The sequence below is a fragment of the Idiomarina sp. 28-8 genome (genome assembly GCF_000320945.2).
Lineage (GTDB): Bacteria > Pseudomonadota > Gammaproteobacteria > Enterobacterales > Alteromonadaceae > Idiomarina > Idiomarina loihiensis.
The window spans coordinates 502,229-524,386 of record NZ_DF266789.1 but is presented as its reverse complement, the minus strand read 5'-3'; the positions used below and the strand labels follow the sequence as shown (position 1 = coordinate 524,386).

Sequence of the window (22,158 nt, the reverse complement as noted above, 5' to 3'; positions counted from 1 at the left end):
AGGCAGGGAAAGACGTTGTCACAACAACAAAAACAATACGACATACATTGGCTGACGGGACAGTTTTGCGATTCCAGCAAAGAGTCCCGGTATCGCGACTCCATTAAAGCGCGGGTACGTGTCGAGTCCCGCTTTGCATAGCTTGCCGTTATGGATTAATCAGCATTGATATCTAAATTACCTAAATGGATTGAGTATGGCGCGTTTGTGCTGGCGTTTATAGCTGTCTGCATAAACGCTATTGGCTTGCTTGGTTTTGAGCACCAGGCGGTTTCTCATGTTTCAGGTACTGCCACTTTGTTTGGTACCAGTATGCTGTCGGGCTCTTTCGATGAGGTGCTGCATTTGGCCGGTGTGTTGTTCTCGTTTTTTGTCGGTGCCGGTCTGTCTGGATATCTATTGCACGGCACACAGCTAAAGTTAAGCCGTCGTTACGACATTGCTCTCGCAGCTGAATCACTGCTGATATTTGCTTCGTTTTACTTACTGTCTGAAGGATCATTTTACGGTCATTTCACCGCATCATTAGCCTGCGGTATGCAGAATGCCCTGGCAACGACGTACAGCGGTGCCATTGTACGGACCACGCACCTCACCGGTATTTTTACTGACTTAGGCATTATGTTTGGATCGGTTATGCGCGGCAAAGCTTTCGATAAAAGAAAAGCGGTATTGTTTGGATTAATCATTGCCGGCTTTGTTACCGGAGGAACATCCGGCGCCTATCTGTTCATGTTATTACAGTTCCAGGCGTTGTTAGTACCAGCCGTTATTTGTCTGGCGCTCGCTTTCTTGTATCGTGTGCATTATAGAAAATCAGGCCAGCATAAATAAACTCGCCTAAAAGGTGGCTATGTGCCGCTGGAGCTTGGGTGGGTTAATATTCTGAAATGAATTAATTAGGGGAAGTCATGCACGGAGAATATAAAGTACCAGGCGGTAAGTTAGTCGTTGCTGATGTTAATTTAGAAGATGGTTGTCTGAGTGAGGTCAGTATTTCAGGCGACTTTTTCTTAGAACCTGACTCTGCGCTAAACTTAATCAATGAGGCTTTAACCGGACTACCCGAAACATCAAGCCATAAAACGCTCGCTGCCGCAATTGATGAAGCACTTGATGAAGACGTAATGATGTTTGGTTTTTCCGCCGAAGCTGTTGCTACAGCTGTACGACGTGCCTTAGGTAAGGCGAGCAGCTGGTTAGATCATCAATTTACTCTTATTCCACCAGTAACACTGCCCGCAGTAGAACATGCCGCGTTAGACGAAGTGATAGCCGATTCAGTTGCCAAAGGTTTACGAGGCCCAACATTAAGGTTTTGGGACTGGGACGATTCTGTGGTGGTGATTGGTTCTTTTCAGTCAGTAAAAAATGAAGTGGATATGGCCGCTGCGAAAGAGGCCAATGTGCAAGTTGTGCGCCGGGCGACAGGTGGCGGCGCTATGTTCATGGAACCCGGTAATTGCATTACTTATTCATTAACGGTACCCACTTCATTAGTTGATGGCATGAGCATTGAAAAGTCTTATGAGTTTTTAGATGCCTGGGTTCTGGCGGCGTTAGCTGAGGTTGGTATTAAAGCCTACTATAAACCACTAAATGATATAGCTTCTGCGCAAGGCAAAATAGGCGGAGCAGCACAAAAGCGCTTTGCCAATGGTGTTGTCGTACATCATGCGACTCTCGCTTATGATATCGATGCCAATAAAATGCTACAGGTATTACGTACTGGCCGTGAGAAACTCTCGGATAAAGGCATTACTAGTGCCAATAAACGAGTTGACCCTATGCGTAGCCAGACAGGCTTAACCAGAACCGCCATTATCGATGCGTTTATGAATCAGTTTACTCAGGCTTATCAAACCCAAGTTGATGACTATTTACCCAAAGAGTTATCCGCGGCAAGGGCTCTGGTAGAAACAAAATATTTAACGGAAGAATGGTTATACAAGGTAACTTAAACATGGGAAGTTATTATGATTACCTTCCGTCCAGCTAAGAACCTGACTAACGCTGCAGAGCTGACCCTTGCCAATACGTACACAAAAAAACTCTCTTCACAGACATAAAAGTCCGCGTTCCATGCTGTCTAGATCGCTATGTTTAGTTTAGAGTGTTTGCATGCTTTTAAAATATACCCTAACGGAGTATACTTTGATTTATAAGACAAAGGAATTTGCTTTTTTAATGAAAAAAGAAGCAATGTCTGACGAAGATCTGATTAATGCTTGCAAGGAAATGAGTAAAGGCCTTATTGATGCAGACTTAGGCGGTAATGTTTATAAAAAGCGTATTGCCTATAGCAATAAAGGAAAACGCGGCGGGTATAGAACAATTGTTGGTGCTGTTATAGGTAAAAAGTACTTTTTCCTTTATGTGTTTGCGAAAAATAAAAAGACTAATATCAGTTCTAAAGAGAAGGTTGCTTTAAAAGAGCTAGCTAGAATGTTTATCAGCTTTGATAAAAAGCGGTTAGGTAAGCTTGTCAAAGAGGATGAGCTTATCGAGGTAGGTGATTTATGAGTGATATTTTAAAGTCTGTTCATAAAACGGCTAAGGGTTTGAAAAACTCGGGTGTGATAGATAAGACAACGATGCGCAAGTTTGATGCGTTGTGCTTGACCACTGTCCATGAGTTTTCCGCTGAACAGGTTAGAGCTCTTAGACTGAAATATAAGTTATCACAGCCCGTATTCGCACAATATTTGAATGTCAGCGATAAACTGGTTAAGAAGTGGGAGCAGGGCGACAGTAAGCCACGCGGAGCGGCGCTTAAAATGCTTTCTATTGCTGAAAAAAAAGGTTTAGAAGTTATTGCTTAAACTAATTTGGAACCCTAAGAATGTACGTACCAAAGCATTTCGAGGAAGATGACAACGCAAAGTTGCACCAATATATTCGCGATTACGGTTTTGGCATATTAATTGTTGCCGATGAAGATGGCATTGAGGCAAACCACCTTCCTTTTCATTTAAGTCGCGAAGAAGGCGAATCTCTAGGAACGCTTCAGTGTCACGTGGCACGTAATAACTCGGTATGGCAGCGCCTTAAAAATGGTGGTCGCGTGTTAGCCGTTTTTCAGGGACCGGACGGTTACGTTTCTCCTTCGTGGTATCCCTCTAAAGCAGAATCAGGGCGAGTTGTACCAACTTGGAATTATCTGGCTGTGCATGCGGCAGGTAAAGCGAGAATCGTTGAAGATGCAACTTGGCTAAAGCAGCATTTAATGAAACTAACAGATCAGCACGAGTCAGGAATGAAAGAGCCCTGGCAGGTAAATGATGCCCCTGAGGACTTCACCGACCGCTTAGTTAAGGCTATTGTTGGTATAGAGATAGAAATTGAAACCCTGACCGGTAAATTGAAAGCGAGCCAAAACTTGCCAGAACGAAATAAAGCAGGAGTTAAAGCAGGTCTTGAAGGCAGTGATCAACCGCAGAGCTGCGCGATGTCTAAATTCGTTAGTTAGTAAAAGCTGATTTTAGCGATTCGACTGCGGTATCAGTGTACTCTCTGTCATTAAATCGTCATGCCATTGACACATTCATTCGATAGCATCCGGCCTCGTGATTAAACACCAACACAGAGCGTTGCTATATGTCCGTAACCCGAGTCTTATCTGTTATTTCCTTGCTAGTATGCATGACCTTAACCAGCGTTTTTGCTAATGGTGCTGAGGCTTCTCGTTCTGACGACAGTCTGGTATTGAAGTTTGCTGTACTGGGTGATGCTGAGCCTAAACCCAAAGCAGAATTCCCGGGTGTGTCAGCGGCCGTTGATGATGTAAACAAATTGGCGGAAGACGGCACTATGGATTTTGTTGTCGGGGTAGGTGACATTGCGCATAAAGGCACGGTGATTCAATACGAAAACGTGACACCGGTACTGCAGCGCCTGAGCCTGCCGTTCTATCCTATTATGGGCAACGAGGAGCATGGCTCTACTGTAGAGCGCTACCTGAAATATGCGAACTTGTGGAATGACGGTAAAATTTCCATAGAGAAACCAAGCTATGTTCTGGAGCGCGACTCTGTTGCTTTGGTGTTCGCTTCTCCGGATTTCGGTCGGGATTTTGGCGACGAGGGCATTGCCTGGATGAAGGAGCAAATAGAGCGTTTGGCTCCGAAACCTGTACTGCTTGTTGTTCACGGTGCACAAACGGGTGTGTACCCTGAAAATGCAGATAAAGGCGTGACGCATGAAGGGTTTAAAGACATTGTTGCGCAACCGAATTTAGCAGCAGTGCTGTCAGGCGACTTGCATATGGATATGGAACGAGTTAACCACTCTAAGCAAATTGACGGTGTTCATTATTTACATATGCCCGCACTGGAACGCACAAAAATACCGGACGAAACCCGTCACACGCCAATGTTCCGTGTGTTCAGTATTTTTGATGACGGACAGGTATTGGTAGAAACTTACCAGGTAGACGTTGAAAAACCGCTGGCGCGTCATGAATATCGGTTTGAACTCCCTGGTAAATAATGTTTTAAAAAGCCTGTCGGAATAGTTTCCGGCAGGCTATTCTCTATGTTTTTGCCCATCAACTAGCCTTTCTGATAAGTTGTAAAGATAAAGCAAACCTTCCCCAAAGTGCCTGAAGTATCGATAATATAAACAACTTCAACTATCTCATTAAACGCACAAGGGATTGTAATGACACACTTCAAAATGGATGAAAAACTACCTAACTCTTTGGGGTTCTACCCCGTTTCTACGGACGGTTTAAAACGTTTGTAAACTTCCTGTCTTGATTCGCTACTCTACGTCGCATTCTCGGATTATGAAACCGCTCGATGTAAAAAAATATATCGGCACGAGCTTCGTCTCTGGTTCGGTATTTCCGGTGGTTCACGCGTTCGCGTTTGAGCATACCGAAAAAGCCTTCACAAGCCGCATTATCGGCACAATGTCCGACAGCACTCATACTCCCCAATAAGTCGTTGTTTTTTAAGTACCGTTGATAATCGCCGCTGGTAAACTGCGTTCCACGATCTGAATGCAGTATTGCCTGTGTCGCCTCAGGACGTTGCCAGACTGCCATCTCCACCGCTCGCAGAACCATTTTTCTATCCTGCCGGTGGTGCATTGACCAGCCGACAACGACATGGTTGAACAGATCCAACACAACACACAGATAAAGTTTTCCTTCGTCCGTTTTCACTTCGGTTATGTCAGTTACCCACTTGGTATTCGGCTCAAAGGCTTTGAAGTCTCGTCCCAGGTGGTTTTTAATACCATCCGGGCGCTGAGATGGTGTTTTGCGACCACGCCCTTTTTTGCGCGGCCAACCTTGTAACCCATGCAATGCCATTAATCGCGCAACGCGATTTAGACTGACCGTTTCCTTTTCTTCTTTGAGATCTTCATGCATGCGCGGCGCACCAATGATACCGCCGCTATCTTCATGGATCTCTTTAATACGCGTCAGCAATCGTTCATTATCAACGGCACGACGCGACGGTTGGCGATTTACCCAGTCATAATAGCCGCTGGCTGAGACTTTCATACAACGACACATTAAGCGTATCGGAAACTGTTCGCGACAACGTTCGATCGCCTGATATCTCAGGACGACTCTTTTGCGAAGAACGTTGCCGCTTCGCGCAAAAAATCACGCTCCTTTTTTATCCGAGCCAACTCGCGCTTAAGCCGGGCAACCTCTTCGTCGCGCGGCGTGCCTGAGCCTTTGTGCGCACTACCGGGCGCTTCTTCTAACTCACGTTTCCATCGGGACAGCATATTTGGGTTAACACCAATTTCCAGTGCAACCTGTCGACAACTGACTCCGGGCTGCCGTGTCTGCTCAACGGCTTCTCGTTTAAATTCTGTACTGTATTTTCTTCGTTTGGTCATGAACACTCCTTATGGGCACATTATGCCTCTTTATGGATGTGTCCGTAAAATCTGGGTAGAACCCTTGCGATGGTTTATGAGCCAAAACCTGCATAACTTTGCTCCCTGGACCTTGTTGGACAGGAACTCCCAATACGAATTTATTACCGAAGGTGTTGGGGGAGGAGGAGCTGGCACAGGAAAGGTTTATGTTTTTGCTCGCCGTGAAGATAACGGTAATTTTGCGGGGTTGGAAATAGTTGCGAATAAAATTACTGATAGAGTGGTTTGTTTTCATCCATATGCTTTGGCCGGTGAATCGGAATTAAGCTGGAACGTCGTTAACGCAGTATACGAGGATGTATTCGTATTTGTGGGGAAGCAAGTTATGCCGGACATGCAGGCGATGGCAAGAGAGAAAGACGCTGCTGATTTATTCTGGAAAGAATAAAGGCGAGCTAACGTATTAACTACAAGGAGGTTTTATTTATGTCTTCACCGCAGGTTGGAGTGGGTGTTCTTATCATTCGAAATGGTCGTGTACTTCTGGGTAAAAGGAAAGGCGCTCACGGTGCTGGTACCTGGTCTGCGCCAGGCGGACATCTTGAATTTGGCGAGTCGATTGAAGACTGTGCACGACGTGAAGTTCTGGAAGAAACCGGGCTTGAACTGTCGAGTGTTCGGAGCGGGCCTTTCACCAACAATGTGTTTCAGGCAGATAATAAGCACTATGTAACCATTTTTGCGCTGGCGGAGCCTTTGAACGGAGAAGCTAAAACTCTGGAACCGGATAAGTGTGAAGGTTGGGACTGGTTTGACTGGAATGAGCTTCCGCAGCCGTTATTCCCGCCGTTAGCGACGCTTATCAGCCAGGGTTATACACCCCCGCTAACAAGCAACTCAAAAGCTTGAGCAGCAGAGCAAAAAAAGCTACCAATTATTGGTAGCTTTTTTGTTTTAGCTGGCTTATTCCGTAATCTAAATTAGAACGAGTAACGCACGCCCAATGCAAATGTGCGTGAGTAAATAGCGTTACTAAAGTTGAACAGATTATCGTTGTCTTAAACCGGTGTTTTGTGCAGTTCCGCCAGTGTGTGCTCCAGAGCATGTCTGGCGTTGACTAAAAGCGTCTGCATTTCTTCACGGGCGACTACCGGGCTCTGCTCTTTAATGGCCATGAACACTGCTTTATGACCGGGTAGTGAATCGACATATTCTTCCGCTATAGCACTGCTTAAACGAAATGAATTTTCCAGAGCAGTTTCAATGGTTACACCTAACGACGCCATAAATTCGTTATTAGTGGCTTCCAGTAAAGCTAAGTGAAACTCTAAGTCGCTTTTGTACACAGCGTCAGTACCAATTTGAGCCTCTTCCATTGCCTGGTAAGCTTCAGTTAATGCGGCTAACTGCTCGTCAGTACGGTGCATAGCTGCCAGACTGGCTGCATTAGGCTCAATAATTTCCCGCATTTCATACAGCGACATGTAAAACTTCGTGTCTGGGTTGCTGCTAAAACACCAGCGCAAAACTTCCGCGTCAAACATATTCCAGTTTTTACGCGGACGGACTCTCGTGCCCAGTTTCGGACGGGATTCGATTAGCCCTTTAGCGGTTAACAGCTTAAAGGCTTCACGTAATGCTGTGCGCGATACACCCAGCTCTGCACCAATGTCATTTTCATTCGGGATATACTGACCAGGCAAATAGACGCCACCCACGATTCGAGAACCCAGTTCCTGAGCAACCCAGGAGTGGATACTTTGTGGTCTGCTTCGGGTTGCGCTTTTCATGTGTCTTCCCTTGCATGTGGTGATGATGCGATTTTGTTCATATTAGCGTTTTTTCTCTGTAAGCGTAACCCGAATGAAATAGTGAGTGTAAATAAATGTAATTTTTGTACCTAAAGCTGGTGTGATGCATGCAAGTTAGTCTAAATACTCTAAGCTTTATCCAAAAAATGACTAACGGGCGTGCGCGCCCACTTAAAGGAGAAAATTATGTCACGGATTTTACTATCAGGCATGCTGCTTCTAGCCTGCTCATTCTCAGTTTTGGCGAATGACCTGAAACCGGGGGTATGGGAAATTACTTCTTCAATGGAAGGAGAGGGTATTCCTAAGCAGCTTACGCGAGAACAAAGCTCGCAGGAGTGTCTCACAGCTGAGGAAGGTAGCGATATGGTCGCTACTATGCGCAAACGTTGGAATGAGACCGGGTGTCAGGATATGGATATCTCCCGGGACGGAGATAAAATTGAAGTTGCGGCGTCGTGCGAAGCCGGTGGGCGTACTACGGAAGTCGATGCATTGATTACGGTGCACAGCAACGAACATTATTCCAGTGAGGTTACAACCACTAACGATAGCTCAGTAACGACCTATCGCGAGGCTTCCTGGGTATCGTCGGAGTGCGAGCAATAAGAGGATGCAATGACGTCAGGAGGAGCTTCTCTAATTCATTGCATTTAACCTCTTGGCAATGGCATCAATCTTTTCGCTCATTTGACTTAAGTGATTTGAATCATCGGCATTACTGGCTGTAAGTGCTTGCAGACGATTAACAAACTCGCTTAATTCGTTCGATACTTTTTGTTGTTCGGCAGAAGCCTCGGCTATCTGGGTGGCTTTTTCGGTTATTTGAGAGAAGGCCTCAACCACTTGCTGCAAGTGTGCCGACGTGGATTCCGTCGACTCAACGGCATTCTTAGTTTGGTTCTGCCCGTGCTCCATGGAAGCGACCGACTCTTTGGAGCCTAATTGCAGCTGATTAAGCACGGCTTCTATTTCTACGGCTGAGCTTTGGCTTTTTGCCGCCAGGTTGCGGACTTCATCGGCAACAACCGCGAAACCCCGACCACTTTCTCCGGCACGAGCGGCTTCAATTGCGGCGTTTAGTGCTAATAGATTCGTTTGCTCAGAAATATCACGAATCACACTCAACATGCCGTTAGCCTGTTTACTGTTCTCATCCAGTTTTAGAATGTTCCGCTGCGCATCCGCAATGGCTTTGGCCAGAGTTTGCATGGTCGTTGTTGCGCGCGCCATTTCCTGACCACTATTGAGTACATCCTGATGAATTCTTTCAACGGTAACTTTGGTCTCATCGGCGAAGTTAGCGACATCCTGTGAGCTGGCGCCCAGCTCTTCAGTTGCCGCCGCCAGCGTATGGTTTTCATCACTCAGGCTGTTGGCTTTATCCAGAAACTCATTACTGAATATCTTCAGTTTGTCGGCATCATGAACCAGATTGTTCGATTCATTATGAATTTCGTCGAGTATCGACTTCAGCTTATTGCCATAAGCATTTACTGCCTGTCGCAGTTCGCCTATTTCGTTCATGGTACCAACGTCAAGAGCCTGAGCGGTACCGCCGCTGATAAGCCCTTGAATCTGTTTGGTCGTTTGCTGAATTTTTGCCAGTAGGTTACGGAAAAAGAATGCCGCCAGAATGCCAACGGCCAATAGCAGAGCGCCAATAGCCAGCATCAGGAAAAGTCCCATATCCTGAGCCACTGAGGTCATTTTGTCTTTCGGTACAATTAATCCAATTGTCCAGCCAGTTTGCGGATGCTTTATCAGGTCAACGTGTGCGGCTTCATCTAAAATAGCGTCTTCTTCCAGTTCGATTGTTTGGGTTCCCTGAAGGTTGACGGCAGTATTGAGAGTATCTTCCAGCCATGTCGCTTTATTCGCCAGTTCACTGGCTGTCATTAGGGAGTCGTCGTCTTTTACAATCTGAACTGAAGATTGTGGAAAGCTAATCATTTGTCCCGCGGAATCAACAGCAAAGACATAACCCTCATTATCTTCTCCGTACTGTTCAAATATCTCAGTGATGCCGTCAAGCATCATGTCCACTGTAGCAACTCCGGCGAAGCGACCGTTTTCCTGAATAGGAATAGTACAAGTTACCATAGGCGTTTGAGTAAAAGGGTCGATGTAAGCTTCTGACCAAGTACAGCGGTCTGAAGGCGCTCCTTTGCCGGCCTTATACCAGCTTTCATTGTGATAACCAGAGCCACCGGCTACGTTATAGTCATCCAGATATTCTATGCCATTGTCGGTACGCCCCCAGAAAAAGCTACGACGTTGAACACCGTCGGTAAAAGTGTTGGGTTCGGGCCAGATTCCGCCGCCGGAAATAGCCGAGTCGCCGTGGTTATCAATAATGGATGGGAAAAGCTGTTTGAATAAATCTTCATCTTTAGGAAGTTCTGATGCAGCCAGGGCTAACGTACTTGTCAGCAGTTCAATTTGACCGAGTCGAGCGGTAAGTAAGTCAGACAGCCCGGCTTGATTGACCGATATCTGTTGTTGCTGCTGGGAAATTAAATCAGGTTTTACCTTCATTTCGACAACGGCAACGATAACAGCCAGTGCCAATACCAAGACGATTACAAACCCAAGATTGATTTGCTGGCGAATCATTAGCGTTGTCTTGGTCATAGAAGCCAATCCTGAAAATAAGGTAAACTTTATAAGGAAGTATTAACATAGATAATAAAAAGTTCAATTTTTTGAGGCTGGACAAGTAATTAGTAATGTACGTCTTTTAAAGAAAACAAGCAGTGCCGAATAGAGAGTAAAGCGCAATGACTCCCGCAATTGATGTTGCCAGAAAGAATAAGATTTCTTTTAAAGTACACGAGTATTCCCATGACCCGGCCAGTGAATCTTATGGTGGCGAAGCTGCCGAGAAGTTGGGCGTTCCGCAGGAACAAGTATTCAAAACCTTAGTTGTCAGCCTTGATGGTAAAGAATTGGCTGTAGGCATCATTCCGGTTTCGTCACGGTTAAGCCTTAAGTTGATAGCAAAAGCTTTGGGTGCAAAGAAGGCTACAATGGCAACTAAAAGTGATGTCGAACGTGCTACGGGTTATGTTCTGGGAGGCGTTAGTCCGCTTGGCCAGAAAAAGCAGCTCAGAACCATAATTGATACCTCTGCAACTTATAACTCCACCGTATTCATAAGCGCCGGGCGTAGGGGGCTAGATATGGAATTAGCCCCTGAAGATCTAAAAATGCTGGTGAGCGGTGAGTTTACTAATATTACTTAATGGAAAAGCATGTTTAAAAGGATTCAGCAGCAAAGCCATCAGGTGGGCGATACGCGAATATTGGTATCCTACGATCGCCTGACCAGCCGGTTTAAAATTTCTAATGGAGATGATGTGATATACAGCCGCTCTCTGCTGCTGTTGCCATTTATCCGCTCAAATATCGTTATTTCCAGCAGCACCTATTCTTTAAAGGTGACTTCTTTTATTTTCTGGCGCGCAAAGCTGGAGCAGGGCGGGAACATTGTTATTTCTGAGCTACTCCGGCCTCGACGCGCCAAATCCATGGCTTCAATTGCGTACAGCGCAGTAATGAGTGTACTACGATTTTTGGCGGGTTAAGGCACTTACTTGGCAGCGTTAAAGTTCTGTAAAAATAGATGAGGCTTCATATATTTCGGTACACTTTAAAAAACGTTGGTGGTTAGGGAACAATAAGCGGATGAAAAGCATAGGCATGAAGGGAGTCGGTATCGCCGTAATGTTAGCAACATTGCTTTGGCAAGTAGACGCTGAACCAAAGGAAAATACCTCTATGCAGCAACAGATAGAGCAGCGAAAACAACTCAATAACGCACGCTATAAGCAACTCCGTACTCTTGATGACAAAGCATTGGCTAAGTTCTTATGGATGGAAGAAGAGTCTAATTATTATGAAGTGATGGAATCACTCTCATTAGATATGAAGCCTTACGAAATTGAGTATTCGACTTCTGTGCTGGTGCGTCTGAGCGACTATAATGATTACCAGGCAATGAGTGATGCCTTTGTGAGTAGTCTCCTGGCAGTGAAACGTACGAATTTCATGGAGTGTAGGAGATACTCAGACGGGCACGGTTTTGCTTTGCGCAAAGGCTTTTCCTTTCCTTTTGCTAACGAACTGAAGCTTGATGCGTTGCTACTGGATAATGGCGAAAAGCTCCGTATTCCGGACTTTACAAAAGGGGAAATGGAAACTAGAGATATTGTCCGCCGGGGTGAAGTTTATTGTGTGCCAGCTCTGGAAAATAAGAGCGCGCCGCAGCCAACAGCGATTAAGGGAGAGTTCTCTACTGACTTACCGGAGAAGCTAATTCAGTTTGAGTTAACCGCAGATGATGTTGGGAAAGCTCAAGATAAAGATGGTTACAGAGTCACCCTAGTTGAAATGAATGACTATTCTTATGTCATTGAAGTCCATGTTAAAACGAACCCTCAAACGACTTTGAGTAAGCTGGATATTATTGGCGAAGCGAAAGCTAAGAACGGACGATATATCCGGAATCGTATTACTGACAGGGTTCCGATGAAAAACTATGAGCGCGTGGAGTCTCTGTTAGGAGAACTAATTGATAAGGCCGCAAACGGTAACCTCAATAAATCCGAGGCAAAGAAAGCTCTTAATGATTTAAATGAGAGTATGGCCGAAGATGAGAGCTCGACGCTTTATAGTGCGTTTGCGTTTCATGGTCCGGTTGAGACTGCCGAAGTAACGATATTAGCCGGTGGCGAGTCACGAAAAGAAGTTAAGCAGATACTTGAATTACCCGTATATTCGTTTGCACAAAAAGCTCCAGCGAAGCAGATTGATTTCGATGACTTACCGACGGTTAAGACAACATTACCGATATATAACGGCGGTTCAGAGGTGAATGCCAGCTATGTGGATTTGAGCGCAGAAGCAATGCACGACGAGCTCGAAATTCGTCAGCGAAATATTACACATGACCCGGGAATAAAGCATCCGAAGCAAGTGTTTTTGCATTATCCGACAGTGCAAAGTGACTTATTTATTCATATTTTTGATCGTTACGATATAGCGTACAGTAGCGACGTGCAGTTTTTTGACGCCGACGGTGAACCGGTAACGGAAATTGATGACAAGAACAGCGCTTTTCGCTTCACCGTTAGTCGGCTGGAATATGATCCTGAACTTTTCAGTGTGCCACCAACGCGCGTGAAAGCAAATATATCGGTGTTAACCGCGCCCAATATCATTAAAGAGAACTACGCAAAAAATGACCTCCCGACAGGCGTGAATATCGAAGGAAACAAGCTAATTGTTGATTATGCGGAGTTTACGCCAAGAGAAATTGAGGACGTTGAGTCGCGGTTGGTGCAACGGCGCAATCACGTTTTTGCCAAAGACTCTCAGGGTTACTTAGCTGAGATAAGTACACTAAGTTTACCGCGCCAAGATGGCAAGCCAGTAGATGTCTATTATTTTTATGGTCATCCGGAAAGCTTTGAAATTTGGTATAAGGGTGAAACTGAATCAGTAGATTTTGAATTGGATGTTGAGCTTTAATGATGAGTATTTATCGAGTTCATTAGAAAGGCGGCTTTTCAGGGCTGTAATATAGCCTCACTGAAAAGCCGCATATAAAATGGCTTAAAGCTTCACAATCAACTTACCTTTATTGTCGCCGGTAAAGAACATGTTCAGTCCCTCAATGGCTGATTCCAGCCCTTCAAGAATATGCGAACGGTGTTTTATTTTGCCGGACATAACGTAAGGCGTCAGTTGTTGCAGCAAGCTTGGAATTTGGTCGAAGTGATCTGGCATGGTAAAGCCCTGAATTGTCAGGCGCTTTTTAATAACAGGCACCCAGCTTGGTCCGGGGCTGGGCACTTCTTTATCGTAGTCGGCTATCATGCCGCAAACCACCACACGACCGTGCGCGTTCATACGTTCAACCACCAGGTTTTGAATGGGACCGCCGGTATTTTCAAAGTATAAATCTACACCATCAGGAGTCAGCTTAGTCAGTTGGTCGCGCAAATCATCAGTTTTATAATTAATCGCGCCGTCGAAACCAAGTTCGTTGACTATCCAGTTGGCTTTTTCGTCACTCCCGACAACACCTATCACTTTAAGGCCTTCGGCTTTTGCTATCTGACCGACAATTGAGCCGACTGAACCTGCAGCGCCTGTTACTACGATGGTTTCTCCATTTTTAGGTTTACCTACATTAAGTAACCCTTGCGTAGCAGTTAACCCGGGTAAGGCGAATACTGAGAGTACAGTTTCGTCAGGTACGTCGGCCTGAACCTTGTTAATACCTTTTCCGTCGCTCAGTGCATATTCCTGCCAGCCCATCATGCCCATAACCCGGTCGCCGACTTCAAACTCAGGATGGTTACTCTCGACAACCTCTCCAACACCCGAACTGCGCATTACCGTGTTTAATTCAACTGGTGGTATGTAGCTCTCTGTATCGGGGCTCATCCAGCCAAACATCGCAGGATCAAGCGACATTTGCCGCTGTTTTATTAATATTTCACCGGAACCGGCTTTCGGGAGCTCCTTTTCCGTTACTTCAAAAATGTCCGCTGAGACTGGGCCCGGCTCAGGGCGCTTAACCAGTTTAATCGCTTTATAAGTCGTCATAGAGTTCCCTCTTTATTAGGTTGTATGTAAGCCATATATGGCTACTCAGGTTACTTAATGAAAGGCCAATGCTGTGAGATTTATCACATTCTTTTGTAAACACTAGTTGCCGGATATTGTGAACTGTATCTAAGTCGATTAATATCAAACAGATAGTTGCTGTTCTGAAAAGGATGTCGGACATTGCGTAAACTCTGTCGGCTTATTCTTTTCTTACTATAAAAACTGTTTACGCCTATATAACAAGGAGATAAAAAATGAAAGACGTTCTATTTTTTAACAATATGCTGACACCGAAGATCATTACCTTTGTGTATTGGATTTTGCTTTTGGCCGCCGTTGTTGGTGGGGTAAGCACTATGTTTATGGGATATGAAGGTTTTACCTTTGGTAACTTCCTTAAAGGGATATTTTACGCTCTGGCCGGAGGCGTTGGTGCCAGAATTTGGTGTGAGCTTCTTATTGTTCTGTTTAAAATGAACGAAGCTCTGCAGGATCTTCGTAAGAAGTAAATGATAGAAATAAAGACATGTAACGCTTCTAAGTGAAGCTTTCTATAAGTTGCGCGGCCCTCCTGTTGGAGGGCCTTTTATTTTAGGTCTTTTCTCATGACTCAAATGAGCCTATTCTAGGGTTATACAACTCACTAACATTAGGTGCCACCCTTCTTGCGAAACCTTATTGCTATTGCTTTATTGCTACTTGCTTCGGGGTCAATGGCTCAGGATGTAACATTGAAAGTGGGTGTTTATGACAACCCGCCCAAAATCATGTTCGATGAATACGGCCAGTTGAGCGGTATTCATGGCCAGCTTCTTATGACTATTGCACAGCGTCATAATTGGCAACTGGTGCCGGTAGAATGTGAATGGGATCAATGCTTAAAGCTCTTGCGCGAGGGGCGAATTGATATTTTCCCGGATGTTGTGAAAAACGATGAAAGAGAGACTTGGGCTAGTTTTCATAATGAGCCTGCTTTATTGAGTTGGTCACAGCTTTATGCGCCGAAAGAAGAAAAAATTACCAACCTTTTAGATTTGAACAACAAACGTGTGGCGGTACTGCGGGACTCTGTTCAGGAAGAGTATCTAAAACAATTAATTGAGAATTTTGATCTAAACAGTGAGCTTTATCCGGTGCAGAGCCTTGCCGAAGGGTTTGATGCGGTTGTTGCGGGAAAGGTCAACGCCACTTCGGCGGATCAGCTTTTTGGCGATAAGCAAGTGACAGAATATGCCATTGAAATGACCCCCATCATGTTTCTTCCTAATGAGGTTTTCTTTGCCGTTCCTAAAGGTTCTCATGCAGATATTCTGTCAACTCTGGACAGAGAGCTAAAGCGCTTAAAAGCCGATGAAAACTCCGATTACTATGAAATTATTGAACGCTGGAGTTCAGGGCAAAGTCACTTAACAATTTCTGTTTACGTTTGGTGGTTAATGACGGCATTGGTCTTACTATTCTTGACTGTTGTTGGGTTTAATCTGCTTTTGCGTCGCAAGGTTACCGAAAAAACACAAGCGCTGGCTGAAAGTAAGTATCGTTTGAATACCATTTTAGACAGTGTTGAAGCTTATATTTTTATCAAAGATAAAGACCTGAAGTATCAGTATGCGAACCAGCAGGTTTTAAAACTGTTTCAGTTAAAACTGGGTGATTTCATCGGAAAAACCGATGCCGATTTGTTTGATAAAAGCACCGCCGATACGCTTAAAGTTTTTGACAACAAAGTAATAAAAAGCGGTAAACGGGCGGCTCAGGAAGAAATGAGCTTTCTGCCTGACAAAAAAAATCCGCTTCATTTTTGGTCTGTAAAAGTGCCGTTATATGATGCCAATAAGAAGGTTATTGGCTTGTGCGGAATTTGTACTGACATTTCAGAATACCAGAGCATGAAAGAAGAAATTCAGTCTCTTGCGTACTTCGACCCTTTAACCGGCCTGGCGAATAGACGTTTCATGCTGGAGCGTTTGAAAGACGAGTTTTATCGTTATCAAAATGGCGGAGATGATGGTGTGCTGGCAATGTTGGATATCGACCAGTTCAAGAAAGTGAATGACAGCGTAAGCCATGACGCGGGAGACGAGCTTTTGGTTCTGTTTGGCCAGAGACTGGAGTCTGAGCTGCTTCAGACTGAAACTGCCGGACGTCTGGGGGCCGATGAATTTATGGTGCTGTTAAAGAGTAAAAGCGGTATTAATCTGCTGGACGATAAGAATCTGCGTCAGCGCCTGCAGGTGTTGGTAGAGCGTTTAAGTGAGCCTTACCAATTAGGCGAAAAAACGGAGTCGATATCAGTCAGTATGGGCGTCACTTTGTTTTCCGATGCGCAAAACACCGGAGATCTACTTCAGGGAGCCGACCTAGCGCTGTCGCAGGCAAAAGAGACCAATGCATCAAAGCTGCAATTTTTTAATACGGGCATACAGCGCGAATTTAATTATCGGCAAAAGATGATAACTGGGTTACGACAGGCAATAACGACAGAGTCACTGGAAGTGTATTTGCAGCCGCAGTACCAACAGCTAACGGATGAGGCCAGCCAGCGTTGTTTGGGCTTTGAAGCGTTACTCCGTTGGTACGACGAAGAACTTGGCTGGGTGTCTCCTGCAGAGTTTATTCCGTTAGCCGAAAGTCAGGGACTCATGCCCGACCTGCATCGGTTGGTGCTGAATCAGGTACTGGCAGCCATTCCCAAATTGCAACACGCTATAAGTGATAAAGGCGGACGTGTTGCGATAAACGTCAGTGCCAGCCAGTTTAAATACCCCGGATTTGTAGAAGATATTGAAGCCCGTTTAACGGCGGCTGGTATTCCCGGAGAGTTGCTTGAGCTGGAAGTAACCGAGAGTTTACTCATTGATGATATTGAAAACACGGCTGCGAATATGGAAAGGCTAAAACGCCTGGGAGTGACCTTTGCGTTGGATGATTTTGGAACCGGTTACGCCTCTTTGGGCTATCTGAAACGTTTGCCCTTAAATTCGTTAAAGATAGATCAATCTTTTGTGCGAGACATGAAAAACGGTAACAGTGATGAAGCTATAGTAAGAACGGTGATAGCACTGGGCAAAAGTCTTGATTTAGCCATTATCGCCGAAGGCGTCGAAACGGAGGAGCACTTGCATAAACTACAGGAAATGGGGTGTTTTTGTTTTCAGGGGTACTATTTTGCCAGGCCAGAACCAAGCCACTTCTGGATGTCTGATGAGCGAGTTTAAGCAATGCTAATTTCCTTTATCTGTAACTCGATTATTGTCGGCTTAGCGGTTATTTTTCACTACGAAGCGCTTAACCGAATAGGCTGGCTGATCACTCACATGAGAATGTTCAGTCAAATTCGACTGATGTTTGGGGTCATGCTCGCAATCATAGCGCATACCGTAGAGGTTTCTATTTTTGCGCTTGCTTATTACTTTATGCATCACGAAGAAGGTTTTGGCACCTTAGTCGGTAATTTTGATGGAAGTTTTTTGGATGCTTTATACTTTTCTTTCACGGTTTTTAGTACGGTTGGTTTTGGCGATATAGAGCCTTCGGGAGCACTCCGCTTTTTAACTGGTGTGGAGAGTTTAACTGGTTTAGTTTTAATTACCTGGACGGCTTCGTTTCTATACGTTGAAATGCAGCGTTACTGGCACCGTTAACTGAAACATTTGCTAACAGAAGCCTGCTTCTATAAAGCTGTCAGGCGGTGTATCTTTATGGCTGAGGCATACCAGCTTGGAAAACAAAACTGATGATGCAGGAAACATTAAAAATTTTAGTGGTAGATGATGACGCACGGCTGCGAAGCTTGCTGGAGCGTTATCTTACTGAGCAAAACTTTCAGGTACGGGTGGCGCAGGACTCTGAGCAAATGGACCGCTTGCTGACCCGGGAAAACTTTAATTTACTCGTACTGGATTTAATGCTGCCGGGCGAAGACGGACTCTCCATTTGCAAGCGTTTGCGTAGCCAGGGAAACAATCTGCCGGTCATTATGCTAACCGCAAAGGGCGACGAAGTGGACCGTATTATTGGCCTGGAACTCGGTGCTGATGACTATCTGGCTAAGCCTTTTAACCCTAGAGAGCTGTTAGCTCGCGTCAGAGCGGTACTGCGCCGGCGGGGTACCGAAGCTCCTGGTGCTCCCTCGCAGGAAGATCAGGAAATAACCTTCGGTGAATTTCGGCTGAATCTGGGTACTCGCGAAATGTTTCGCGGCGACACACCTATGCCGCTGACCAGTGGTGAATTTGCGGTACTCAAAGCTCTTGTTAATAATGCACGGCAGCCACTTTCGCGCGACAAGTTAATGCATCTGGCTCGTGGTCGTGACTACAGTGCGCTGGAGCGCTCGATTGACGTGCAGGTGTCTCGTTTAAGACGTATGCTGGAAGTCGATCCGACTAAGCCCCGATATATTCAGACGGTGTGGGGTCTGGGCTACGTGTTTGTGCCGGATGGTCAACTGAAGTCCTGATGAAACTTTTTCCTAAGTCAGCGTTTGCCCGCACGGTTGCGCTGCTGGCTCTGGTGTTGCTTATTAACCAGCTCGTTTCTTACGTGATGGTAAGCAATTATGTTGTCAGACCCTCTATAGAACAAATTAATGAGCTGGTTGCTAAACACATCCGCACCATGTTTATCCCCCGTCAGCATTTAGCTGAAACCGAGCGCGAGCTCATGACCAGTTATACTGAAGCGACCGGCATTGAAGTCTTTAATGATGAAGCCGCTGAAAAGCAGGGCTTAGGTAACTCAACCTATTATGGTTATTTATCGGATGACATGAGTGATATGCTGGGTGGTGAAGCGCAAGTACGGGTAGCTCAGGGCAATAAATTCTATTTGTGGGTAAAACCTCCGCGTGCGCCTGACTTCTGGATACGCGTGCCCCTGGATAGTATGCAGCAGGGCCGCTTCTCGCCATTGGTGATGTACCTGGTACTCATTGGTTTGCTGAGCGTGTTCGGCGGTATGCTATTTGCCAACTGGTTAAACCGACCGTTAAAAGCTCTGGAGGACTCCGCCCGAAGAGTTGGACGGGGAGAGTTCCCTGAGCAGCTGTCTGAAAAAGGGGCGACCGAAATTGTGGCGGTGACTCGCGCTTTTAATCAAATGTCGCGCGGTATTCGCGAGTTGGAAAATGACCGCAACCTTTTAATGGCCGGTGTTTCTCACGACTTAAGAACCCCTCTTACTCGCATTCGTCTGGCTGCGGAAATGATGCCGCAGGGCGAAGACTGCCTGGCTCAGGGCATTATTGAAGATATAGACGACATGAACGACATTATTGATCAGTTTATCGATTATGTTCGTCTTGATCAGCAGGAGTCGAGCAGCAGAGAGTCGCTGAATGAGCTGATAGAGCAAACTGTGGCGAATGTTCCGGATAACTGGCAAAAGCAGTTTGAGCTGGATTTAGGCAAGTTGCCCAGAGTCTGGTTACGGCCCTTGTCTATGAAGCGAGTCATTATTAATTTGCTGGAAAATGCCGAACGTTACGGGAAACATCAAGTGGTGGTCAGCTCCGGGCATGATAAAAAGCAAAAACGTGTTTGGTTTAGAGTAACGGATGACGGCCCGGGCATTCCCGAAGAGCAGCAGGCCACATTATTTGAGCCTTTTACTCAGGGGGATAAAGCGCGTGGTGGCGTTGGGTCCGGTCTGGGGCTGGCTATTATTAAGCGCATTGTCGACCGGCACGACGGCAGTATAAAACTGCAAAACCGCCCGGAAGGCGGCTTGTGCGTGCGGATTGAACTGCCGCTGAATCAGCAACGGCAGTAATCTTGATTACAGCAACAGGCGGTTAATACCGTTAAGAGCCGCAACCCGGTAGGCTTCCGCCATGGTCGGATAGTTAAAGGTGGTGTTGACGAAGTAGTCGATGGTGTTACCACCGTTTTTCTGCTCCATAATAGCCTGACCAATGTGGATAATTTCGGAAGCTCGCTCGCCAAAACAGTGAAGCCCCAGCAGTTCTCGCGTTTCACGGTGGAATAATAATTTCAGACAACCCACGTCGGCACCGGAGATTTGCGCCCGTGCAAGGTGCTTAAACTGCGCACGGCCGACCTCATAAGGTACTTTCATTTCAGTCAGTTCTTCTTCAGTTTTACCAACCGAGCTGATTTCCGGGATGGTGTAAATACCGGTAGGGATATCGCTGATAAGTGCTTTGTCGCAATTACCGTTAATAATAGCGGAAGCACAGATCCGTCCCTGATCGTATGCTGCGCTGGCTAAACTGGGGTAACCAATAATGTCGCCAACTGCATAAATATTATCGACACTGGTCTGGTAGTTTTCATTTACCTCCAATTGGCCGCGATAGTTGGGTTCAAGCCCCACCGCCTGGCAGTCAAGCTGTTCAATGTTACCGGAACGGCCATTAGCAAAAAGCAGACAGTCGGCAGCCATGGTCTTACCAGACTTAGTTTTCAGCACCACTTTGTCATCGTGCCCGGTAATGCTTTCGTATTCTTCATTGTGGCGAATGACAACGCCACTGTTGCGCAAGTGATAACTCAGCGCATCTGAAATTTCAGCATCCAGAAAAGAAAGCAGGCGTTCACGCTGGTTTATTAAGTCAACTTTAACGCCCATACCCCGGAAAATACTGGCGTATTCACTGCCCACCACACCTGCACCGTATATCAGAATGGTTTTAGGTTCATGAGACAACGACAACACTTTATCTGAGTCGTAAATGCGCGGATGCGAAAAGTCGACGTCTTTCGGGTTGTATGGGCGTGACCCTGTAGCGATAACGACATGTTTTGTGATCAAGTCATCGACAGAGCCGTCCAGTTTGGTGACCCGAATGCGGTTCTTGTCTAAAAAAGAAGCTGTACCGTGCACCACAGTAACGTCGTTACGGTCGTAAAACGAACTGCGTAATTTCACCTGTTTACGAATAACCGATTCTGCATAGTGCAGTATGTGACTGAAAGTCATACCGCTCTGCCAGCCAGGGCCGGAAAACAATGGATTATTATTGTATTCAATTAGACGACTGACGGAGTGTCGCAAAGCTTTGGATGGAATGGTTCCCCAATGCGTGCAACCGCCGCCAAGGGCTTTATGTTTTTCTACTATGGCAACGTTGTAGCCGCTTTTGGCCAATTGCATGGCAGCGCCTTCGCCGCCGGGACCAGTACCGATGACAACGACATCGAATTCTGTTTCGGTTTCAGGCTTTATTGCAGTCATATTACTCGCTTCACTACCGGTGTACGGGCTTTAGATAGTAGCACTGTATAAGAAAAGCGTAAATTGACACTGTTTTCTGTGCGCAGAGTCGTTATAGTAAAGAGAGACAATGACTTGGAACCGTTGTATGAGTAAAGAAAAACAAGTCCCGCAAATTCTGGCTCGTCGTGTTGTAGCGCAAAGCCGCTTAATGCGTATTGAGGCCGTCGATCTTAAATTTAGCAATGGTGAGCAGCGTCAGTTTGAGCGCATGAAAGGCAGCGGTCGCGGCGCGGTTATGATTGTTCCCTGCCTGGATGAAGAAACTTTGTTACTGATTCGGGAATACGCTGCAGGCCTTCACGACTATCAACTCGGTTTCCCCAAAGGCCTGATTGACCCGGGCGAAACCCCGGAAGAGGCTGCTCAGCGTGAGCTAAAAGAAGAAGTTGGTTACGGCAGCCGTCAACTTGAATTCTTAATGGAAGTGTCTCTCGCGCCTCAGTTTTTCTCCGCCAAAATGAGTGTTTTCGTAGCTCGCGATTTATACCCCGAAAGATTGCCGGGCGACGAACCTGAGCCGTTGGAAAAAGTGACCTGGCCATTAAACGATATTGACAACCTGCTGGCTCAACCCGATTTTTCTGAAGCGCGAAGTGTTGCGGCGCTGTTAATGCTTTTGCGTAATCTGAGTGAGGCACAGTAGTGGCAG

22 protein-coding genes and 1 pseudogene are annotated in these 22,158 nt (G+C 45.9%); 18 read left to right on the top strand and 5 right to left on the bottom strand.

Features of this window, described 5'->3' with window-relative positions; all coding sequences use genetic code 11:
- Positions 1–165: 165 nt before the first annotated feature.
- The 6 genes from RJ32_RS02630 to RJ32_RS02605 all read left to right on the top strand — a co-directional run bounded on the left by RJ32_RS02630 (position 166) and on the right by RJ32_RS02605 (position 4,488).
- The gene (locus tag RJ32_RS02630; protein WP_034818834.1) at positions 166–834 is read left to right on the top strand and encodes a YoaK family protein; all 669 of its coding nucleotides are present in this window, start codon (positions 166–168) and stop codon (positions 832–834) included.
- Between the two features lie 77 nt (positions 835–911).
- On the top strand, positions 912–1,961 hold the full coding sequence (locus tag RJ32_RS02625; RefSeq protein WP_034818832.1) for a biotin/lipoate A/B protein ligase family protein: 1,050 nt from the start codon (positions 912–914) through the stop codon (positions 1,959–1,961).
- 160 nt (positions 1,962–2,121) lie between these two features.
- Entirely contained in the window at positions 2,122–2,523 is a 402-nt protein-coding gene (locus tag RJ32_RS02620; RefSeq protein WP_082815431.1) for a type II toxin-antitoxin system RelE/ParE family toxin, read from the top strand.
- Positions 2,520–2,822, top strand: a complete 303-nt coding sequence (locus RJ32_RS02615) for a DNA-binding transcriptional regulator (protein WP_011233564.1) — start codon at positions 2,520–2,522, stop codon at positions 2,820–2,822. Before RJ32_RS02620 ends, RJ32_RS02615 begins: the two co-directional genes overlap by 4 nt.
- 20 nt (positions 2,823–2,842) lie before the next feature.
- Positions 2,843–3,469, top strand: coding sequence for an FMN-binding negative transcriptional regulator (locus tag RJ32_RS02610; protein ID WP_034818828.1), 627 nt, complete (start codon positions 2,843–2,845; stop codon positions 3,467–3,469).
- Between the two features lie 173 nt (positions 3,470–3,642).
- Positions 3,643–4,488, top strand: coding sequence for a metallophosphoesterase (locus RJ32_RS02605; RefSeq protein ID WP_235598899.1), 846 nt, complete (start codon positions 3,643–3,645; stop codon positions 4,486–4,488).
- Between the two features lie 218 nt (positions 4,489–4,706).
- Here RJ32_RS02605 and RJ32_RS02600 read toward each other — a convergent pair.
- Positions 4,707–5,859: pseudogene (locus RJ32_RS02600) on the bottom strand (IS3 family transposase).
- 76 nt (positions 5,860–5,935) lie between these two features.
- On the opposite strand from RJ32_RS02600, the gene RJ32_RS02590 reads away from it, so the two are divergent.
- Positions 5,936–6,289, top strand: a complete 354-nt coding sequence (locus RJ32_RS02590) for a hypothetical protein (RefSeq protein WP_145914806.1) — start codon at positions 5,936–5,938, stop codon at positions 6,287–6,289.
- Positions 6,290–6,327: 38 nt separating this feature from the next.
- Positions 6,328–6,750 (top strand): NUDIX hydrolase, encoded by a 423-nt coding sequence (locus tag RJ32_RS02585; protein ID WP_034818820.1) that lies wholly within the window; start codon positions 6,328–6,330, stop codon positions 6,748–6,750.
- Between the two features lie 149 nt (positions 6,751–6,899).
- Here the strand turns inward: RJ32_RS02585 and RJ32_RS02580 are convergent, their stop codons facing one another.
- A complete protein-coding gene (locus RJ32_RS02580) occupies positions 6,900–7,631 on the bottom strand; it encodes a FadR/GntR family transcriptional regulator (RefSeq protein WP_011233568.1) in 732 nt (243 codons plus the stop codon).
- A gap of 207 nt (positions 7,632–7,838) precedes the next feature.
- Between RJ32_RS02580 and RJ32_RS02575 the strand changes: the two genes are divergently transcribed.
- On the top strand, positions 7,839–8,261 hold the full coding sequence (locus tag RJ32_RS02575; RefSeq protein ID WP_034818817.1) for a DUF3617 family protein: 423 nt from the start codon (positions 7,839–7,841) through the stop codon (positions 8,259–8,261).
- A 30-nt stretch (positions 8,262–8,291) separates the two neighbouring features.
- On the opposite strand, the gene RJ32_RS02570 is transcribed toward RJ32_RS02575, so the two are convergent.
- Positions 8,292–10,286 (bottom strand): methyl-accepting chemotaxis protein, encoded by a 1,995-nt coding sequence (locus RJ32_RS02570; protein ID WP_034818815.1) that lies wholly within the window; start codon positions 10,284–10,286, stop codon positions 8,292–8,294.
- Between the two features lie 146 nt (positions 10,287–10,432).
- On the opposite strand from RJ32_RS02570, the gene ybaK reads away from it, so the two are divergent.
- The 3 genes from ybaK (at position 10,433) to RJ32_RS02555 (ending at position 13,184) form a co-directional block, all read left to right on the top strand.
- Positions 10,433–10,897: a Cys-tRNA(Pro) deacylase gene (gene ybaK / locus RJ32_RS02565; protein ID WP_034818813.1), complete on the top strand. Its 465-nt coding sequence runs from the start codon at positions 10,433–10,435 to the stop codon at positions 10,895–10,897.
- Positions 10,898–10,906: 9 nt separating this feature from the next.
- A complete protein-coding gene (locus tag RJ32_RS02560; protein WP_034818811.1) occupies positions 10,907–11,239 on the top strand; it encodes a hypothetical protein in 333 nt (110 codons plus the stop codon).
- A gap of 139 nt (positions 11,240–11,378) precedes the next feature.
- Positions 11,379–13,184: a hypothetical protein gene (locus tag RJ32_RS02555; RefSeq protein WP_145914805.1), complete on the top strand. Its 1,806-nt coding sequence runs from the start codon at positions 11,379–11,381 to the stop codon at positions 13,182–13,184.
- An 84-nt stretch (positions 13,185–13,268) separates the two neighbouring features.
- On the opposite strand, the gene RJ32_RS02550 is transcribed toward RJ32_RS02555, so the two are convergent.
- Positions 13,269–14,267 carry an NADP-dependent oxidoreductase gene (locus RJ32_RS02550; protein WP_034818807.1) on the bottom strand — a complete coding sequence of 333 codons (999 nt, stop codon included), beginning with the start codon at positions 14,265–14,267 and terminating at the stop codon, positions 13,269–13,271.
- Positions 14,268–14,524: 257 nt separating this feature from the next.
- Between RJ32_RS02550 and RJ32_RS02545 the strand changes: the two genes are divergently transcribed.
- The 5 genes from RJ32_RS02545 (at position 14,525) to envZ (ending at position 20,042) form a co-directional block, all read left to right on the top strand.
- Positions 14,525–14,779: a DUF4282 domain-containing protein gene (locus RJ32_RS02545; RefSeq protein WP_011233579.1), complete on the top strand. Its 255-nt coding sequence runs from the start codon at positions 14,525–14,527 to the stop codon at positions 14,777–14,779.
- A gap of 156 nt (positions 14,780–14,935) precedes the next feature.
- Complete coding sequence (locus tag RJ32_RS02540) at positions 14,936–17,488, top strand: EAL domain-containing protein (protein WP_034818806.1); 2,553 nt, start codon at positions 14,936–14,938, stop codon at positions 17,486–17,488.
- 3 nt (positions 17,489–17,491) lie between these two features.
- Positions 17,492–17,914 (top strand): potassium channel family protein, encoded by a 423-nt coding sequence (locus RJ32_RS02535; protein WP_011233581.1) that lies wholly within the window; start codon positions 17,492–17,494, stop codon positions 17,912–17,914.
- A gap of 92 nt (positions 17,915–18,006) precedes the next feature.
- Positions 18,007–18,732, top strand: coding sequence for a two-component system response regulator OmpR (gene ompR / locus RJ32_RS02530; RefSeq protein ID WP_011233582.1), 726 nt, complete (start codon positions 18,007–18,009; stop codon positions 18,730–18,732).
- A complete protein-coding gene (envZ, locus tag RJ32_RS02525) occupies positions 18,732–20,042 on the top strand; it encodes a two-component system sensor histidine kinase EnvZ (protein ID WP_011233583.1) in 1,311 nt (436 codons plus the stop codon). The genes ompR and envZ overlap by 1 nt, the downstream gene beginning before the upstream one ends.
- A gap of 6 nt (positions 20,043–20,048) precedes the next feature.
- Here the strand turns inward: envZ and sthA are convergent, their stop codons facing one another.
- Entirely contained in the window at positions 20,049–21,467 is a 1,419-nt protein-coding gene (sthA, locus tag RJ32_RS02520) for a Si-specific NAD(P)(+) transhydrogenase (RefSeq protein WP_011233584.1), read from the bottom strand.
- Between the two features lie 127 nt (positions 21,468–21,594).
- Here sthA and nudE point away from each other — a divergent pair, with 127 nt between their 5' ends.
- Positions 21,595–22,152 (top strand): ADP compounds hydrolase NudE, encoded by a 558-nt coding sequence (gene nudE, locus RJ32_RS02515; protein WP_034818853.1) that lies wholly within the window; start codon positions 21,595–21,597, stop codon positions 22,150–22,152.
- The last annotated feature ends 6 nt before the right edge of the window (positions 22,153–22,158 follow it).

Coding starts and splice junctions, on each gene's coding strand:
- RJ32_RS02590 (WP_145914806.1), top strand. CDS start 5,936: ATGAGCCAAAACCTGCATAACTTTGCTCCCTGGACCTTGTTGGACAGG.
- RJ32_RS02545 (WP_011233579.1), top strand. CDS start 14,525: ATGAAAGACGTTCTATTTTTTAACAATATGCTGACACCGAAGATCATT.
- RJ32_RS02550 (WP_034818807.1), bottom strand. CDS start 14,267: ATGACGACTTATAAAGCGATTAAACTGGTTAAGCGCCCTGAGCCGGGC.
- RJ32_RS02620 (WP_082815431.1), top strand. CDS start 2,122: ATGCTTTTAAAATATACCCTAACGGAGTATACTTTGATTTATAAGACA.
- RJ32_RS02560 (WP_034818811.1), top strand. CDS start 10,907: ATGTTTAAAAGGATTCAGCAGCAAAGCCATCAGGTGGGCGATACGCGA.
- RJ32_RS02605 (WP_235598899.1), top strand. CDS start 3,643: ATGACCTTAACCAGCGTTTTTGCTAATGGTGCTGAGGCTTCTCGTTCT.
- sthA (WP_011233584.1), bottom strand. CDS start 21,467: ATGACTGCAATAAAGCCTGAAACCGAAACAGAATTCGATGTCGTTGTC.
- nudE (WP_034818853.1), top strand. CDS start 21,595: ATGAGTAAAGAAAAACAAGTCCCGCAAATTCTGGCTCGTCGTGTTGTA.
- RJ32_RS02625 (WP_034818832.1), top strand. CDS start 912: ATGCACGGAGAATATAAAGTACCAGGCGGTAAGTTAGTCGTTGCTGAT.
- ybaK (WP_034818813.1), top strand. CDS start 10,433: ATGACTCCCGCAATTGATGTTGCCAGAAAGAATAAGATTTCTTTTAAA.
- RJ32_RS02610 (WP_034818828.1), top strand. CDS start 2,843: ATGTACGTACCAAAGCATTTCGAGGAAGATGACAACGCAAAGTTGCAC.
- RJ32_RS02615 (WP_011233564.1), top strand. CDS start 2,520: ATGAGTGATATTTTAAAGTCTGTTCATAAAACGGCTAAGGGTTTGAAA.
- RJ32_RS02535 (WP_011233581.1), top strand. CDS start 17,492: ATGCTAATTTCCTTTATCTGTAACTCGATTATTGTCGGCTTAGCGGTT.
- envZ (WP_011233583.1), top strand. CDS start 18,732: ATGAAACTTTTTCCTAAGTCAGCGTTTGCCCGCACGGTTGCGCTGCTG.
- ompR (WP_011233582.1), top strand. CDS start 18,007: ATGATGCAGGAAACATTAAAAATTTTAGTGGTAGATGATGACGCACGG.
- RJ32_RS02580 (WP_011233568.1), bottom strand. CDS start 7,631: ATGAAAAGCGCAACCCGAAGCAGACCACAAAGTATCCACTCCTGGGTT.
- RJ32_RS02575 (WP_034818817.1), top strand. CDS start 7,839: ATGTCACGGATTTTACTATCAGGCATGCTGCTTCTAGCCTGCTCATTC.
- RJ32_RS02570 (WP_034818815.1), bottom strand. CDS start 10,286: ATGACCAAGACAACGCTAATGATTCGCCAGCAAATCAATCTTGGGTTT.
- RJ32_RS02585 (WP_034818820.1), top strand. CDS start 6,328: ATGTCTTCACCGCAGGTTGGAGTGGGTGTTCTTATCATTCGAAATGGT.
- RJ32_RS02555 (WP_145914805.1), top strand. CDS start 11,379: ATGTTAGCAACATTGCTTTGGCAAGTAGACGCTGAACCAAAGGAAAAT.